The organism is Nocardia elegans NBRC 108235 (assembly GCF_001612845.1).
Taxonomy (GTDB): Bacteria; Actinomycetota; Actinomycetes; order Mycobacteriales; family Mycobacteriaceae; genus Nocardia; species Nocardia nova.
The window spans coordinates 26,208-41,223 of sequence record NZ_BDBF01000021.1 but is presented as its reverse complement, the minus strand read 5'-3'; the positions used below and the strand labels follow the sequence as shown (position 1 = coordinate 41,223).

Annotated in this window: 11 protein-coding genes and 2 pseudogenes; 8 read left to right on the top strand and 5 right to left on the bottom strand. The window is 65.9% G+C overall.

The window, feature by feature from the left end; all coding sequences use genetic code 11:
- Positions 1 to 153: 153 nt before the first annotated feature.
- From NE2_RS16465 to NE2_RS16430, 8 genes and pseudogenes are all read left to right on the top strand, one after another.
- Positions 154 to 1,476: a cytochrome P450 gene (locus tag NE2_RS16465; protein WP_063027105.1), complete on the top strand. Its 1,323-nt coding sequence runs from the start codon at positions 154 to 156 to the stop codon at positions 1,474 to 1,476.
- Positions 1,477 to 1,481: 5 nt separating this feature from the next.
- Positions 1,482 to 2,765 (top strand): NAD(P)/FAD-dependent oxidoreductase, encoded by a 1,284-nt coding sequence (locus NE2_RS16460; RefSeq protein ID WP_063027103.1) that lies wholly within the window; start codon positions 1,482 to 1,484, stop codon positions 2,763 to 2,765.
- 2 nt (positions 2,766 to 2,767) lie between these two features.
- Positions 2,768 to 3,871: an NAD(P)-dependent alcohol dehydrogenase gene (locus NE2_RS16455; RefSeq protein WP_063027101.1), complete on the top strand. Its 1,104-nt coding sequence runs from the start codon at positions 2,768 to 2,770 to the stop codon at positions 3,869 to 3,871.
- Positions 3,872 to 3,896: 25 nt separating this feature from the next.
- Positions 3,897 to 5,336 carry an aldehyde dehydrogenase gene (locus tag NE2_RS16450; protein WP_174553948.1) on the top strand — a complete coding sequence of 480 codons (1,440 nt, stop codon included), beginning with the start codon at positions 3,897 to 3,899 and terminating at the stop codon, positions 5,334 to 5,336.
- 128 nt (positions 5,337 to 5,464) lie between these two features.
- Entirely contained in the window at positions 5,465 to 6,619 is a 1,155-nt protein-coding gene (locus NE2_RS16445) for an acyl-CoA dehydrogenase family protein (protein WP_063027097.1), read from the top strand.
- Positions 6,620 to 7,196: 577 nt separating this feature from the next.
- Positions 7,197 to 7,454 carry a hypothetical protein gene (locus NE2_RS16440; RefSeq protein WP_063027095.1) on the top strand — a complete coding sequence of 86 codons (258 nt, stop codon included), beginning with the start codon at positions 7,197 to 7,199 and terminating at the stop codon, positions 7,452 to 7,454.
- A gap of 32 nt (positions 7,455 to 7,486) precedes the next feature.
- A pseudogene (locus tag NE2_RS37680) lies at positions 7,487 to 8,091 on the top strand (alpha/beta hydrolase).
- Between the two features lie 478 nt (positions 8,092 to 8,569).
- Positions 8,570 to 9,074 (top strand): annotated as a pseudogene (locus NE2_RS16430) (IS630 family transposase); the annotation flags it as partial.
- Positions 9,075 to 9,171: 97 nt separating this feature from the next.
- On the opposite strand, the gene NE2_RS16425 reads toward NE2_RS16430, so the two are convergent.
- From NE2_RS16425 to NE2_RS16405, 5 genes are all read right to left on the bottom strand, one after another.
- Positions 9,172 to 10,140 carry an esterase/lipase family protein gene (locus NE2_RS16425; protein WP_146165157.1) on the bottom strand — a complete coding sequence of 323 codons (969 nt, stop codon included), beginning with the start codon at positions 10,138 to 10,140 and terminating at the stop codon, positions 9,172 to 9,174.
- Positions 10,141 to 10,200: 60 nt separating this feature from the next.
- The gene (locus NE2_RS16420; RefSeq protein WP_063027092.1) at positions 10,201 to 11,073 is read right to left on the bottom strand and encodes an alpha/beta fold hydrolase; all 873 of its coding nucleotides are present in this window, start codon (positions 11,071 to 11,073) and stop codon (positions 10,201 to 10,203) included.
- 218 nt (positions 11,074 to 11,291) lie between these two features.
- Positions 11,292 to 12,308 carry an NAD(P)H-dependent glycerol-3-phosphate dehydrogenase gene (locus NE2_RS16415; RefSeq protein WP_063027089.1) on the bottom strand — a complete coding sequence of 339 codons (1,017 nt, stop codon included), beginning with the start codon at positions 12,306 to 12,308 and terminating at the stop codon, positions 11,292 to 11,294.
- 278 nt (positions 12,309 to 12,586) lie between these two features.
- Positions 12,587 to 13,546, bottom strand: coding sequence for an alpha/beta fold hydrolase (locus tag NE2_RS16410; RefSeq protein ID WP_063027087.1), 960 nt, complete (start codon positions 13,544 to 13,546; stop codon positions 12,587 to 12,589).
- On the bottom strand, positions 13,543 to 14,967 hold the full coding sequence (locus NE2_RS16405; protein WP_063027085.1) for a wax ester/triacylglycerol synthase domain-containing protein: 1,425 nt from the start codon (positions 14,965 to 14,967) through the stop codon (positions 13,543 to 13,545). Before NE2_RS16405 ends, NE2_RS16410 begins: the two co-directional genes overlap by 4 nt.
- Positions 14,968 to 15,016: the final 49 nt, after the last annotated feature.

Sequence of the window (15,016 nt, the reverse complement as noted above, 5' to 3'; positions counted from 1 at the left end):
ATCCCCACGACGGCCGAATACCACCGGCCATCGGGGTGATTCCTACGCCACACTTCCCCCTTTCTGCCGACACGCTTCCGACATCGGTGTGATGTGCCTCACCCGCCGCGCTGACACGCTGGGAACCACTTCCCGATCGAACGAGGAGAGCAAATGAGCACCACGGAGCAGGCCACCGAGTTGATCCCGGACACCATCGCCCGGCAGATCGTGCTTCCCGAAGGCCACCGTGACAACGACGCGCTGTTCGACGCGTACCGCTGGTTGCGTGAGAACAATCCGCTGGGCCGCGCGGTCGTCGAGGGGTACGACCCACTGTGGCTGGTCAGCAAGCATGCCGACATCATGGAGATCGAGCGGCAGCCCGAGATCTTCACGAGCGCCGGCGGTGAGGACAAAGGGTCGGTCAACCCGATCCTGGCCAATCGGGCCGGGGACGAATTCACCAAGAGCATCAACAACGGCAGTCTCCGGATTCTGGAAACCCTGACCTATCTCGATCCCCCGGAGCACACCGAGATCAAAGACATTGCGCTGGACTGGTTCCGGCCGCAGAACTTGGCCCAGTGGGAGTCGGTGATCCGGGAGCTGGCCAAGAACGCAGTGGCACGCCTGCTCGAGACCGACGGACGGATCGATTTCGTCAAAGACTTCGCGCTGCAATATCCGCTGCACGTGATCATGAGCCTGTTCGGTGTTCCGGAATCCGACGAACCGAAGATGATGTCGCTGACCCAGGAGTTCTTCGGCACCGCCGATCCGGACGCCGCGCGAGACGATGTCGAACCACTCACTCCCGATGCCGCAGCCCGCCAGTGGGTCGCGACCATCCAGGACTTCTTCGCCTATTTCGAAGCGCTGCTGCAGGATCGGCGCGCCAACCAACGCGAGGATCTCGCCACCGTGATCGCGATGGCCCGCGATGGAAGTGGCGAGTTCTACAAGAGTGAGGTCGCCTACGGCTGGTTCATCGCCATCGCAACCGCCGGGCACGACACCACCTCCAGCACCCTGGCCGGCGGCATGCTCGAACTGGGCCGTCACCCCGAGCAACTGGAACTCGTCCGCAACGATCTCTCACTCGTCCCGCACCTGGTGAACGAGTCGCTGCGCTGGGCGTCGCCGGTGAAACACTTCATGCGCATGGCCACTCAGGATTACACCCTGCGCGGGCGCGAGATTCACGCCGGCGATCGGTTCATGCTGCTGTACCAGTCCGGCAACCGCGACGCCGACGCCAATCCGGAGCCGGACCGCTTCGATCTCACTCGCCGCCCCAACAAGCACATCGCGTTCGGCTACGGCCCGCACATGTGCATCGGGCAGCATCTGGCCAAGCTGGAACTGCGCGTCATGCTCGAAGAGCTACTGCCACACGTGAAGTCCATTACCCCGACCGATGACACGCGCTTCATTCAGACCAACTTCGTCGGCGGTCTGAAGAACATGCCCGTCGCCATCGAGTTCGACCGGTAACAGCGATGGATGCAGAATCTCCGGCGCACGACGTGGTGATCGTCGGTGCGGGGCAGGCCGGCGGAATGCTCGCCGGTCTGCTCCGGCAGCACGGTTTCACCGGTCGTGTGCTGATGTACGGAGCGGAGCCCGTTCCTCCCTATCATCGTCCGCCCTTGTCGAAGAAGTACGACGGCGAGGACTACCTCCAGTGGTTACGGCCCGAATCGTTCTACGCCGACAACGACATCGAGCTTCGGCTCGCCGATCCGGTGGTCGCCGTCGACCGGTCGGCGCGGTCGGTGACGACACGCTCCGGCCACACCGTCGAATACGGAACGCTGGTCCTGGCAACCGGTGCCCGCCCCCGCGTACTTCCGGTCCCTGGAGCCGATCTCACCGGGGTGGTCGCCTTGCGCACCGTCGCCGATGCCGCCGAACTTCGAACCGCAGTGCTCGCCGGTGCGCGGTTGACCATCGTCGGCGGCGGCTATGTCGGCCTGGAGGTAGCCGCGGCCGCACGAGCCCGCGGGTGCGAGGTGACGGTGATCGAACGTGAGGAGCGGGTTCTGGCCCGGGTGGCCAGCCCCGAATTGTCTCGGATTCTGACCGAGAGTCATCGCGCCCGCGGAACGCATATCGTCACCGGAGCCGATGTGCGGGAGATCCGCGGCCGCGAGGGACGGGTAGCGAGTGTAATCCTGGGCGACGGAACTGAAATCGGTTGCAACACGGTAGTTGTCGGGATCGGCGCGGTGGCCGTGGACGAAATCGCCCGGGATGCCGGCCTGGATTGCATGGCAGGCATCGTCGTCGACGGTGCCGCCCGCACCAGCGACCCGCACATTCTGGCCATCGGCGATGTCACCCACCGCCTGCACGACCGCTTGGGGGCCATGGTGCGTTTGGAAAGTATCCCGAGCGCCACCGAGCAGGCCAAGCAAGCCGCCGCTGTCATCACCGGTGCGCCCATCCCGCCGCACGAGGTGCCGTGGTTCTGGTCGGACCAGTTCGATATGAAATTGAAGATGGCGGGCGTACTCGCGCCTGGAACAGAGGCCGTGCTGCGCACATCCCCGGGCACGAACGCCTGCTCGGTGTTTCACCTCGACGCCGCAGGAATCGCGCATTGCGTCGAAACCGTCAATGCCGCAGCGGATTTCATGGCCGGAAAGAAGTTCATCGGCGCCCGGACTCGATTGGACCGCGACGTACTGGCCGATCCCGGCGTCTCCCTGCGCGACGCCGCGATGGATTCCGATCATGCCCCCGTGGCCGCAGGCGTTCACCCCGAAACGCGAAGGAACTGATCATGCAAGCACTCGCAGCGGTCGCGCGCGCGCCGCACAGCGAATTCTCCCTCGAGACAATCACTCTCGACGGGCCCCGCTTCGGCGAGGTACTGGTGAAGATGGAGGCCGTCGGCATCTGCCACACCGATCTCGCCGCACGCGACGGAGCGCTTCCGGTCGCTCTTCCGGCCGTCTTCGGCCACGAAGGATGCGGTATCGTCGAGGCTGTCGGTCAAGGAGTCACCAAGGTGGCACCGGGTGATCGCGTCGGCATCACCTTCGCCAGCTGCGGATCGTGCCCGGCGTGTGGTGCTGGTTCGCCGTCGTACTGCCACAATTTCATGCATCTCAACTACGACGGTGTCCGCGCCGACGGCACCCGTCCACTCTCGAACGGTGACGAGTCGATCACCGGACTGTTCTTCGGCCAGTCTTCCTTCGCCACGTACAGCCTCGCGCTGGAACGCAATGTGGTGAAGGTGCCCGCGGATCTACCCGCCGAACTGATCGCACCGATCGGATGCGGCATTCAGACCGGGGCCGGGGCCGTCATGCGCTCACTCGCTTGCCGGGCGGGCTCGGCACTGCTGATCGCGGGCGCGGGTTCGGTCGGGCTCGCGGCCGTGATGGGAGCTGTGGTGCGCGAGTGCGCCACCATCATCGTGGTCGAACCCCACGCCTCGCGCCGCGACCTGGCCCTGGAACTGGGTGCGACTCATGCCATCGATCCCGCCGCCGGGCCGGTCGCCGACCAGGTTCGCGCGATCGTCGCCGCCGGGGTGGACTACGCCATCGACACGTCCGGCATTCCGGCGGTCATCGATTCTCTGGTGAAGTCGATGACCTTCCACGGCAAGCTCGGCTTGATCGGTGTTCCCGCGAATCCCGAAGCGGCACTGCCCCTTACCGTGATCGACACTCTTGTTCTGGGCCTCACCGTGGTCGGCATCATCGAAGGTGACAGCGATCCCGACGAATTCATCCCCGAACTGATCGAGCTGTGGCGGGCCGGGCGATTCCCGATCGAGAAACTCGTGTCGACCTTCCCGTTCACCAAGATCAACGACGCCGTGGCCGCGCAACATCGCGGCGAGGTTCTCAAGCCGGTCCTCGTCCACGAGTGAGACGACCGAAAAAGAAAGCACGATCATGACCATCGATTACACCGACTTCTACATCGGCGGGCGCTGGGCGTCGCCGGCCACCAACTCGATCATCCCGGTGATCTCGCCGAGCACGGAAGAGCGTATCGGTTCAGTGCCCGACGGCGCGCAAGCCGATATCGACGCTGCGGTCGCCGCGGCAAGGGCGGCTTTCGACGATCCGACCGGCTGGGCGCACTGGGACGGCAAGCGCCGCGCGGAAGCGCTGGCCACGTTCGCCGACAAGCTGGCGGAGCGGGGCGAGGAGACCGCGGCCCGAGTCAGCACCCAGAACGGGATGCCGATCAGCCTCGCGCGACAGTTCGAAAGCGGCTTTCCCGCACTGCTTCTGCAGTACTACGGCACCATGGTCGCCGACCAGGAAGACGAAATCCGCCCCGGCATGCTCGGCGGTTCCACGGTGATCACGCGCTCACCGATCGGCGTCGTGGGCGCGATCGTGCCGTGGAATGTTCCCCAGGCAATTACCTTCCTCAAGATCGCGCCGGCGTTGGCCGCAGGCTGCACCGTCGTGCTCAAACCGGCGCCCGAGACCGTTCTCGACGCCTTCTTGATGGCTGAGGCGGCGCTGGCAGCGGGCCTGCCGCCCGGCGTGCTGAATGTGGTGCCGGGTGGCCGCGAGCTGGGTGCCTACCTGGTAGCGCACCCGAGCATCGACAAAGTGTCGTTCACCGGATCCACCGGTGCGGGGCGTGCGATCGCACGCACCTGCGGCGAGCTGTTGCGCCCGGTGACGCTGGAATTGGGCGGAAAATCCGCCGCCGTCGTCCTCGACGACGCGAACCTCGCCGACAACATCGAATCCTTCTTCAGCGCAACCCTGTTGAACAACGGGCAGATCTGCTGGCTGTGCACCCGCGTGCTGGCGCCGGCCTCCCGCTACGACGAAGTGGTCGACACCGTCACCGACCTCGCCAAGAACATCACCGTCGGTGACCCACTCTCTGCCGCCACCCAGATGGGACCACTGGTGACGGCCCGCCAACGCGACCGGGTCGAAGGCTATATCGCCGCGGGACGCAGCGACGGCGGGCGTGTCACGGCCGGTGGTGCGCGAGCGGGCGACCGCGGCTGGTTCGTCGAGCCGACGGTCTTCGCCGACGTGGCACCCGACCACACCATCGCCAAGGAGGAGATCTTCGGCCCCGTGCTGTCGGTCATCCCTTACACCACCGAGGACGAAGCCGTCGCCATCGCCAACGGCTCCGACTACGGACTCGGCGGTACGGTCTGGACGGCGGACCCGGAACGAGGCGCCCGCTTCGCCCACCGCATCGCCTCCGGCACCGTCGGAATCAACGGCTACGCCAACGATCCGACCGCACCGTTCGGTGGAATCAAGAACAGCGGTATGGGCCGTGAACTCGGTCCCGAGGGTCTGTCCGGCTACCAGAACATCAAGAGCATCTACCTCGACGTACGCTGACCGGTTTGCGTGATGGCTCGGCGGGGCCATCACGCTCACCGCCACCGGACAGTCCCGAACCGCGGGCACCCCCTTTCACATGGACCGATGTTAATATAGGTCTGACCATAAGTGAGAGGACGGACCCGATGGTGTCCTTCGATTTCGCCGACGAACACGAAGAGTTCCGCAAGACTCTCGATTCGTTCAGCCGGCATGTGCTGTTACCGGGATACCGCGATCGGGCAGCATCAGCCGAATTCCCGTTCGATATCTACAAAAAGCTCGGCGATCTGGGCTTGCTCGGAATCGGCCTACCCGAGGAGTACGGCGGCACCGGCGCAGAGGATCCGATCCTGCTCGGCCTGGCCACCGAAACCCTGGCTTACGGCGACGTCAATCTGGCGGGCGTACCCGTGCAGATCGGACTGTCGGGATCGCAACTGGCCCACGCGTCACGCGAAGTTCAGGAGCGCTATCTCCCTCCGCTGATAGCCGGCGAGGAGACGATCGCGATCGCACTGACCGAGCCCGGTTCGGGTTCGGATTCGGCCGGTCTGCGCACCACCGCGACAGCGGTCCCGGGTGGCTGGAAGCTCAACGGCGAGAAGACGGCTATCTCGTGGGCGATGAACGCCACCGTCGCACTCGTCTATGCCCGGGAAGGCGGCACCGCCCGCTCGACCGGAATCAGCTGTTTCGTCGTTCCACTGGATTCTCCCGGCGTTGCCCGTAGTCATATGCCAGGCATGGGTTGCCTCCCACTGGGCTGGGGCGCGCTGCATTTCGACGACGTCTTCGTGCCGAGCACCCACCTCGTCGGCGAAGAGGGGCACGGATTTCGTTCCGTGATGAACCATTTCGACTTCAGCCGCGCAGCATTGGGCCTTCTCTGCCTCGGGGCCGCTAAGCAGAGCCTCGAAGAAGCCGCCGAATACGCCCAGCAACGCCACGCGTTCGGAAAACCCATCTCGGAGAATCAGGGAGTCTCCTTCCAACTCGCCGAACATGCCACCTACATCGAGGGCGCCCGGTGGATCTGCTATCGCGCGTTGTGGTCGCGAGAGAACGAACGCCCGCACACCGCCCTGGCCTCGATGAGCAAGTGGTGGCCGCCCATCGTCGCCAAGAACGCCATCGAGGCCGCGATGCGTATCCACGGCAATCTCGGCTACTCCGTCGAATTCCCGCTGCAGCAACGTTTCCGGGATGTCATGGCATATCTGGTCGCCGACGGCACCGCAGAGATCCAGAAGAAGATCATCGCCCGAGATATTTTCGCCCGCGGAACTGTGTCGCTGTGAACAGCGGCATAGCTGATCCGCGTTTCTATACCTCTCGAGGAGGAGGAGAACCCACCGAAGAGGGGCTGCGCCCGACACTCACCTCGACGGATGATGAATCGAAACGAGGAGACTTCAGTGATACGTGCGCTCGATGTCGGCCAGCCACATGTCACGCCGAAGAAGTGCGCGCGCAGCGTTGGCGCATAAGAGACCGCACGCGAGCCCGCCGTCTCCCCCACCGCCTTCCGGAGACGTCATCATGACCGAGTTGCCATGGATCCCACACGAGGGAGATGTGCACGTGCGAGTCTGGCTGGCAGGTGTACCCCTCGACTTCACGACAACAGCCGCGGCGGCCCGCAACTTCATTCGCGAATGCTCGCACAGACGTTGGTGCACAATCGAATTGGTCCGCAGCACCGTCGAGCACCGCGGGCTGCTCCCCCGCCTGCCCTGCGAGCGGCTATTCCTCGCCTCTTGAGCAGCGCAGCCTGGTCAGCGACATCCGATCATTGCCGACACTCTGGAACAGAGATATTATGGTCTAACCATAATATCGTTCTCCACATACAGATGAAGGTTCCAGAGAGAAACAATGCGAGCCACGCCGCCTTCGCAGACTCGACTACTACTCGCGCAGCGCATCCGCAGATATCACCTGAACCGTGACGTGCCACGCCGCACGACGAAAGCGCCGACTCCCTACGCCTACGACGAGGCGTTGGAGATGATCCGCTTGGCCGCCATCTGGCTCCCGTTCGGCGGCCCGCCGGAGGAAGAGACCTTCACTCGATTCGGACTGTCCCGGCGAGAGTTCGAAGCGCGACTGGAGCAGGTCCTCGCGGCCGCCTGACCATCGACGGATGCCAACCGGTAAGGATAGCGATGTCGTTCACTACACTCACGTTCCACGGTCGAGGCGGACTGGACCTGACCGGCTACCGCTGGTCCCCTGACCAGACCCCGGTGGCCGCTATCCAGATCGTGCACGGAATGGGCGAGCACGCGCTGCGCTACACACCACTCGCCGAACAACTGGCCGCCACCGGATTTGTCGTCTACGCCTACGACCATCGTGGCCATGGATCCTCGACAACTGGCGAGTTGGGGGAGCTCGGCCAGGACGGCTGGGCCGCACTGGTAGCAGACATAGGGTCGGTCGGCGATCAGATCCTCGCCCGGCATCCGGGCAACCGTCTGGGCTCATCGCCCACAGCATGGGTTCGTTTGCGACACAACAGTTTCTGTTGACATCGAGTGCATCCGTCGACGCCGTGGCCTTGACCGCTACCGCAGCTCTGGACCCATTCGAGCCCGCACTCGACCTGGCGATGTTCGACGCCCCGTTCCAGCCGCAGCGGACCGACTTCGACTGGATCAGCCGCGACACTGCGATCGTCGACGAGTACGTCGCCGATCCCACGTGCGGATTCGGCGTGGACCAGGCTGGCGCCCGCGATATGTTCGCGGGCGCCCGCGCCGCGCCCTAGCCGAGCCCGCCACCCGTCGCCACCATCCGGCCGGACCTGCCCATCTACCTGGCCGTCGGCGATCAGGACCCTGCCAACGCCGGCCTCGCACTGTTCGAACCGCTGGCCGAGCGTCTGCGCGCCGCCGGAGTCGCGGACGTCACCGCACGTGCCTATTCCGGCGCCAGACACGAAATTCTGAACGAGACGAACCGGGCCGAAGTCATCGCTGATCTCGCTGCTTGGCTGAGCAACCGGTTGTCGTGAAATCGACTCGGCCTCCAGTGTTCTGCGCCTGAAATCCGTTGTGTAATCGTAGGATTCGTCGGTGGCGAGGACGGGGCGGCCGAGGTCGGGGCCGGATTTGGTGGTGACCGAGGCGCAGCGTCGGGAGTTGGTGCGGGGTGCGCGGGCGGCGACGTCGACGCAGGCGTATGCGTTGCGGTGCTGGCCTGTGCCGAGCCGGGTGCGTTCAACACCCATGTTGCGGCGCAGGTGGGGCCTGTACCATAATCCGCCCGAGCGGGCGGTCGTGCTGTGCGTGGACGAGAAGTCGCAGATCCAGGCTCTGGATCGGTCGCAGCCGGTGCTGCCGATGATGCCGGGTATGCCCGAGCGCCGCACCCGCGACTACGCCCGGCACGGCACGGCACGACCAGCCTGTTCGCCGCGTTTCAACATCGCCGACGGCACCGTGATCGGTGAACTGCACCGACGACATCGCGCAACCGAGTTCCGCAAGTTATTGACCAGCATCGACAATGCCGTGCCCGCCGAACTGGATGTGCACGTGGTTTGCGACAACTACGCCACCCACAAGACCCCGCTGGTCCAGCGATGCCTCGCCGCGCATCCACGATTCCACGGTGCACTTCACCCCGACCGGATCTTCGTGGCTCAACCAGGTCGAACGCTGGTTCACCCTCTGCACCCAGCAACTACTACGGCGCAGCGTCCACAAAAGCGTTGCGGCCCTGGAGGGAGACGTCCGCAACTGGGTCGACCAAAGAACACTAGCTCGATCCGGCATCCGGGCCCGCCGAGTACCGACGTCGTACAGCTCGGTTGCGGTCACGACGTCCGCATCGAGTGACAGGTGTATCAGCGGCCGTACGGCTGGGCGTAATACGGCAGCGGCGGCTCGGCCGGAACCCAGTTCGCGGGATTCAGCAACCCGTCGAACAGCGCGGTGAGAGTGGCCGAGAACCGAGCCATGCCGGACAGATCCAAGTCCGGCATTGTCGGCTGCCCGCACACCGAGTGGTCTACTCGACTCGGCTCCGCGGGACCGGGGTGGCTCAGCGCATCGAGCACCACTCCATATGCTGCCGAGTCGATCAGCAACGTCCCATGGTCGGCGACGTGCGTGGGGCAGACATCCTGAATCACGACTGTGCGCACGCCGGGTGACGACGACGCGGCCGGCTGCGGAAAGACGACCTCGTCCTGATAGGAGGCGATCGAGGTGTACGCCGGTCCGGACGGCAGCGGGGCGTTGCGGAAGGCGCGCGTGACCTGCGATTCGGTGCCCATCTGCCACGAGATGGGCGAGCACGTTCGGCTCGCGCACAACGTATCGGCCAATGCCGTGCCGTCGAGCGGCGCCGCGAGCCCGACGACGTCGGAGGTGACGGCGGCGACCCCCGGCCAGAATTTCGCGATCCACGCCGCCATGAGGCCGCCCTGGCTATGACCGATGATCGCGATGGGACGCCCCGAAATCTCATGGGCGTGGATTGCCGCGTAGGCCGCGTACTCTGCCGACGTCGCGAAGGAACGCAGCGACCGGTCCGGCAGAGCGACCGTGCACACACCGTATCCCGCTGCGGGAAGGGCTCTTTCGTAGTTCCACGACCACACCTCTTCCGGTGTCCCACCCGTCCCCGGAATCAACAGAACCGTCGTTCGCGTCCCCGACCTCGCGCCGTCGTCACAGTGCACCGCGCTCGCGAGCTGCTGCTCCGGAACCGTGAAAGCAGGCCCGGTCGCATCGGCCGAGCCCGGCGGGGCTCCTGCCCACGCCAGGCCGAGCCCTACGGCAAGTACCGCGAAACTACGAAGAGCTTTCATTCCGGATCCCCAAACATCCTCGGTGGGAGATCGGCAGGCGCTGTTCGGCGCCCGCGGCGATCAGGCAGTGACACGGTCGAGCCACGCGAGCAGGTCACCCTCGACCTCGTCGCGATTCGTTTCATTCAGGATCTCGTGGCGTGCGCCCGGGTACGTGCGCAATTCGACATCGGTGAGCCCGGCCGCGCGGTAGCGCTCGACCAGTGCGTTCACCAGTGTGAGCTGTCCGTTGACAGGATCCTGATCGCCGACGGCGATGTAGAGGGGCAGGTCGGAGCGGATGGCGGCAAGGCCGTCCGGATCCGCCGCTTGCCGGGCCCCCGCGAACACCGCTTTCATACCGTCGGTGTCGTAGGCGAATCCGCACAGCGGATCCGCTACGTAGAGGTCTACTTGGTGCTCGTCACGGGAAAGCCATTCGAAGCCGGTGCGGCTGGGTTCGAACGGAGCGTTGAAACCGTTCAGGCCGACCCCGGCGTCCAGGTCGAGGGCCGGCTCGATGAGGTCGAGGGCACTCGTACCTGACAGGGCGACCGCATCCACGCGGGCGCTGTGATCGAGCAGATACTGCTGAGTGGCGAACGAGCCCATGCTGTGCGCGAACAGCACCAACGGCAGGCCCGGGAATTCGGCGCGTCCGCGATCGACCAGAACATCGATGTCCTCGATCGAACGCGCCCATCCGTCGGCGCCGATCACACCGGGCTCCGAGCCAGGAGAGATCGTCTGCCCGTGTCCGCGGCTGTCGTAACCGTGTACGAAGAACCCGGCTCCGGTGAGCGTCTGCGCAAGATGCTCGTAACGACGCAGATGTTCGCCGAGGCCGTGAATCACCTGCACGACGCCACGGGGCGCACGGGCCGGCTCCCAGCGATAACCGACGATCTGCTGGCCCTCACGCCCTTCGAATCGGAATTCGGTCCTGGTGCTCATCGAGCCTCTCCATCTGGTCTGTTATCGACGCAGGCTCCGCCGCGCCATCGGTGGACGCGGTGTTCCGCGCGCCGACGTCCTCTTTAATCGGATCTTAATTAAGGTCAGTCCAAATGTCGGCGCTTTACGAAAGTTCGGTATCGGCGCCTGCCGGTCGAGTCCCCACCCCGGGACCCGGTCGGCGAAACACCGTCCTTCCCGCAGATGATTCGTGATGGTCACCAGGCGTGTCCGTGCGTTTCGTGGCCGGGGGCGTCCCGCAGCAGTCCCCGGTAGGCGTCCGTCGCCCGCGCCCCGCGGTTGACGACCGCGTCCACCTCGCGGACGGTCGGGGCTTCGACGCCCTGCTGGTCGGCGAGCCGCTTGACCACACCGACGGCACCGGCCCCCTCGGCCACCTGGGGAATCGTCGCGAGCGCCTCGGCGATGGCCAGGCCGCGGCCGAGCGCTTCGCCGAGTCTGCGGTTTCTGCTCAGGGGACTCATGCAGGTCACGATGAGGTCGCCGTTGCCCGCGAGTCCGTTGAATGTTGCCGGTTCACCTCCGAGTGCCGAACCGAGAGTTGCCATTTCACGAAGTGAGCGCGTGATGACCATTGCCTTGGTGTTGTAGCCCGCACCGGCCCCGTCCGCCATTCCCGCCGCGATCGCGAACACGTTCTTCAACGCACCACACAACTCCACGCCCACCACGTCGGTGCTGGAATAGACCCGATAGCGAGACGTCCGGAACACCTCGGCCAGACGGCAGGCGAGACCCAGATCGGGCATCGCGAGCGTGGCCGCCGCCGCATAGCCTTCGACGATCTCCTGCGCGATGTTCGGGCCCGCGAGCACACCGGCCGGACACCCCGGCAACAGCTCGGCGACGATCTCGGTCATGCGCAGGTCACTGCCCTGTTCGAGTCCCTTGACCAGGCTGACGATCGGTGTGCGTGGCCGGATGAAGGCCGCCGCTTCGGCCAAGACCGCGCGGAATCCGCGTGCGGGAATACCGACGACGACCATGTTGGCTTCGGCCACGGCTTCGGCCAAATGCGGCGTGGCACGCAGGTTCGGCGGGAGGAGCCGATCGCCTGTATAGCGCGTGTTGCGCGACTGATGGTTGATCTCGGCCGCGACCTCGGGAGAGCGTGCCCACATCACGGTCGGTGCGTTGCGCGCGACGATCGATGCCACCGCCGTCGCCCAGGATCCTGCGCCGAGGACCGCGATCGACGGCCGCGGGGCAGTCACGAGACCACCGTCCTTCCGGCCGAGCGCGCAATCCGGACCATCAGGACGCTGCCGTCCCTCGGGACCGGATTCGCGCATCCCCCAACGGAATACAGTCGGCTGTGGTTGATCGTCGTCATCGCTGTCCCCTTCCCGGAAACCACGAACGTGAGTCGCGTCAGCGATGTCATCGTCTCTCGCGGACCGATCCGCCGATCCGGGTTCCCTCGAAGATCCCCCGGAAGGACTACTCGGACCATCCCATCGAGTGGCACTCGAAGCCGCTGACCGTATTCGGCTCAGACGAGCAGGTGATCGGCCATCGCGCGTCCCGTGCGCTCGGGCGCCTGGAGCCACGGTGCGTGGCCCGCGCCGGGCAGCCGGAGCAGGCTGACCTCGCGTACCGCCACGATGGATTGCGCGGCGGCAAGCGGCTTCAGAAAGACGTCGTCGTCGCCCCAGACGAACTGGATCGGCCGCCGCAGCCGGGCGAGTACGTCAGTGGGCACCATCACGTGCGGACGCACCGATGACCTCTTCACGAGCGCCCGGAAGAAGCTCGCGATACTCGCCGCGTTCCGGGCCCTGCCGCCGATCAGCCGAAGTGCCAGCACCAGTTCGGCCGACACGTCGCGTAACGCGTCCCGGCCGAGGGTCAGATCGTTGCTGCGCTCGAATGCCCGCTCCGACATCGGCATCGACAGGAACAGCGGCCCCGCCTTGGGCATCGCGAGCAGCCACATCACCGGAATCGGTTTGACGCCGTCGAACGCGGCGCCGGGTGCACCGAGCAGCACCAGGCGTCCGATCCGGTTCCCGAGTTCGGCCGCGCCGTACAGCGCGAACTGCGCCCCCATGGAGTGTCCGACGATATCCGCGGTGGGCGCACCGATATCGTCCAGCAGCGAATCGAGCACCGCCGTGCAGTGCGCGCGCAGATCGACGCCGGGCGGCAGGACGCACGCATCGGACAGACCGTGCCCGGGCCAGTCCACCGCGATCACCCGGCGGTCGCGCAGATAGGGCAGCAGGGGTGCGGCAAGGACTGTGGCGGAGGCGATTCCGTGCAAGAGCACGACCGGCGGGCGCTCATCGGCCGTACCGAACTCGGTCAGGCGTGTACGCACCGGGCCGAGGCCGGACTCGAGTTCGACCATTCGCTCGGTTCCGGTGACACCATGGACGGCATACCCATCGGCCTCGGCCGCGCGGATCCGGATGTCGAGTTCGTCCTGCCGGTGGTCTGTACGGCGACTCATATGCCCTTCCCCTCTTGCCGCGTGAGGGCGAGGACCTCGGCGAACCCCTCGCTCATGGATTCCTGGAATGCCTCGGTGTCGTCGAACACGCGCGGATCAACGGTCAGCCCGAGGCAACACACGCCGTTGTAGGTGATCATCGTGACCATCGCCGCGACTCCCGGACGGGGGCCGAGCGGGTACGTCCCCAGCACCTCGGCACCCGCCAGCCGTACCGGATGACCGATCCCGCGGATATTGGAGATCTGCACGTCCGAACCGGTGGTGAGGCCGGCCGACAATTCGATGATCGCGCGCGTCGGCAGCCTGGTCAGCATCGGGGAAAGGAAGTCCAGGAAACCGATCGCGGGCTCGTCCCTGGCGGTGATCACATGTTCGCGAATGGCTCGGATCCGGCGGGCCGGATCGAGTTCACCGGCGGGCCCGGGAAAGCGGATCCCAGCAAATCGGTTGCCGCCCAACGGGTCGTTCTCATTGCGCAAGCTGACCGGCATCCCGACGACCACCTCGTCGATCGGGACCTTCTTGTAATCGTGGTAGCGCCGGAGGCCGCCGAGGATCGCCGCGATGAAGGCGTCGTTGACCGAACCGCCCGCCGCCGTTCCCGCGGATTTCAGATCGCGCAGGGGGACATCGAGGATGAGCAGCCGAGTGCCCGAGCCGCGGTCGGCCAGCAGAGGCGAACGTTTCGCATCGGGGATCGCCAGCATCCGTGACAGCGACGACGCGTAGCCGGTGACGTCGGCGACCAATCCGAGCGGATCGTTCAGCCCCCGCAGCGAGCGGTCGACGCCGCGGCGGACCGCCCGAAACAGCGTGCCCGGATCCGCCGCCCTCCGCGTCGCGTCGACCAGCACCCCGACCGGCGTCACGGGCGCCGCGGATCGCGCCCCGCCGGTGTCGGCGTCCGGATCGCCCTCGTGCGCGAGTTCCAGTAATTGCACCAGGCCCATACCGTCGGACAGGCTGTGGTGCAGCCGGAAAGCCAACGCGGCAGTACCGTCTCGCAGACCACAGAACAGAGTCGCTTCCCACGGCGGCCGAGCGGGGGCGAATCTGGTGTGCCATTCGGTTTCGCAGTGCGACAACACTTCCCGGATTCCGGCAGCTGGACCGAGCTCCACCCGGCGCAGGTGGTTTCGGACCGAGAATTCCGGGTCGGGCGACCATGCGGGCTGGACTATCGGGACCGGCGGTTCGACGACCCGGTCCCGCAGGCGCGGGATCCGGCGGCTCGTCCGTTCGAAGGCGGAGACCAGTCGTTCCCAGTCGGGCTCCCGGTCGAGTAGTTCGAGCAGGATCCCGGTCGAGCGGGTGCGCGGATCACGTTCGGCGCGCCACATGAGCCCTTCCCACGCCGACATTTCCCGCGGCCCACCCCAGTTGGCCGCATCCTGGGCGGACGGCCCCGACTCGTTCATGTGATCCTCCCGTTCGCAAAACCCGCCGGAATGTGGTGTGACGGCGCCG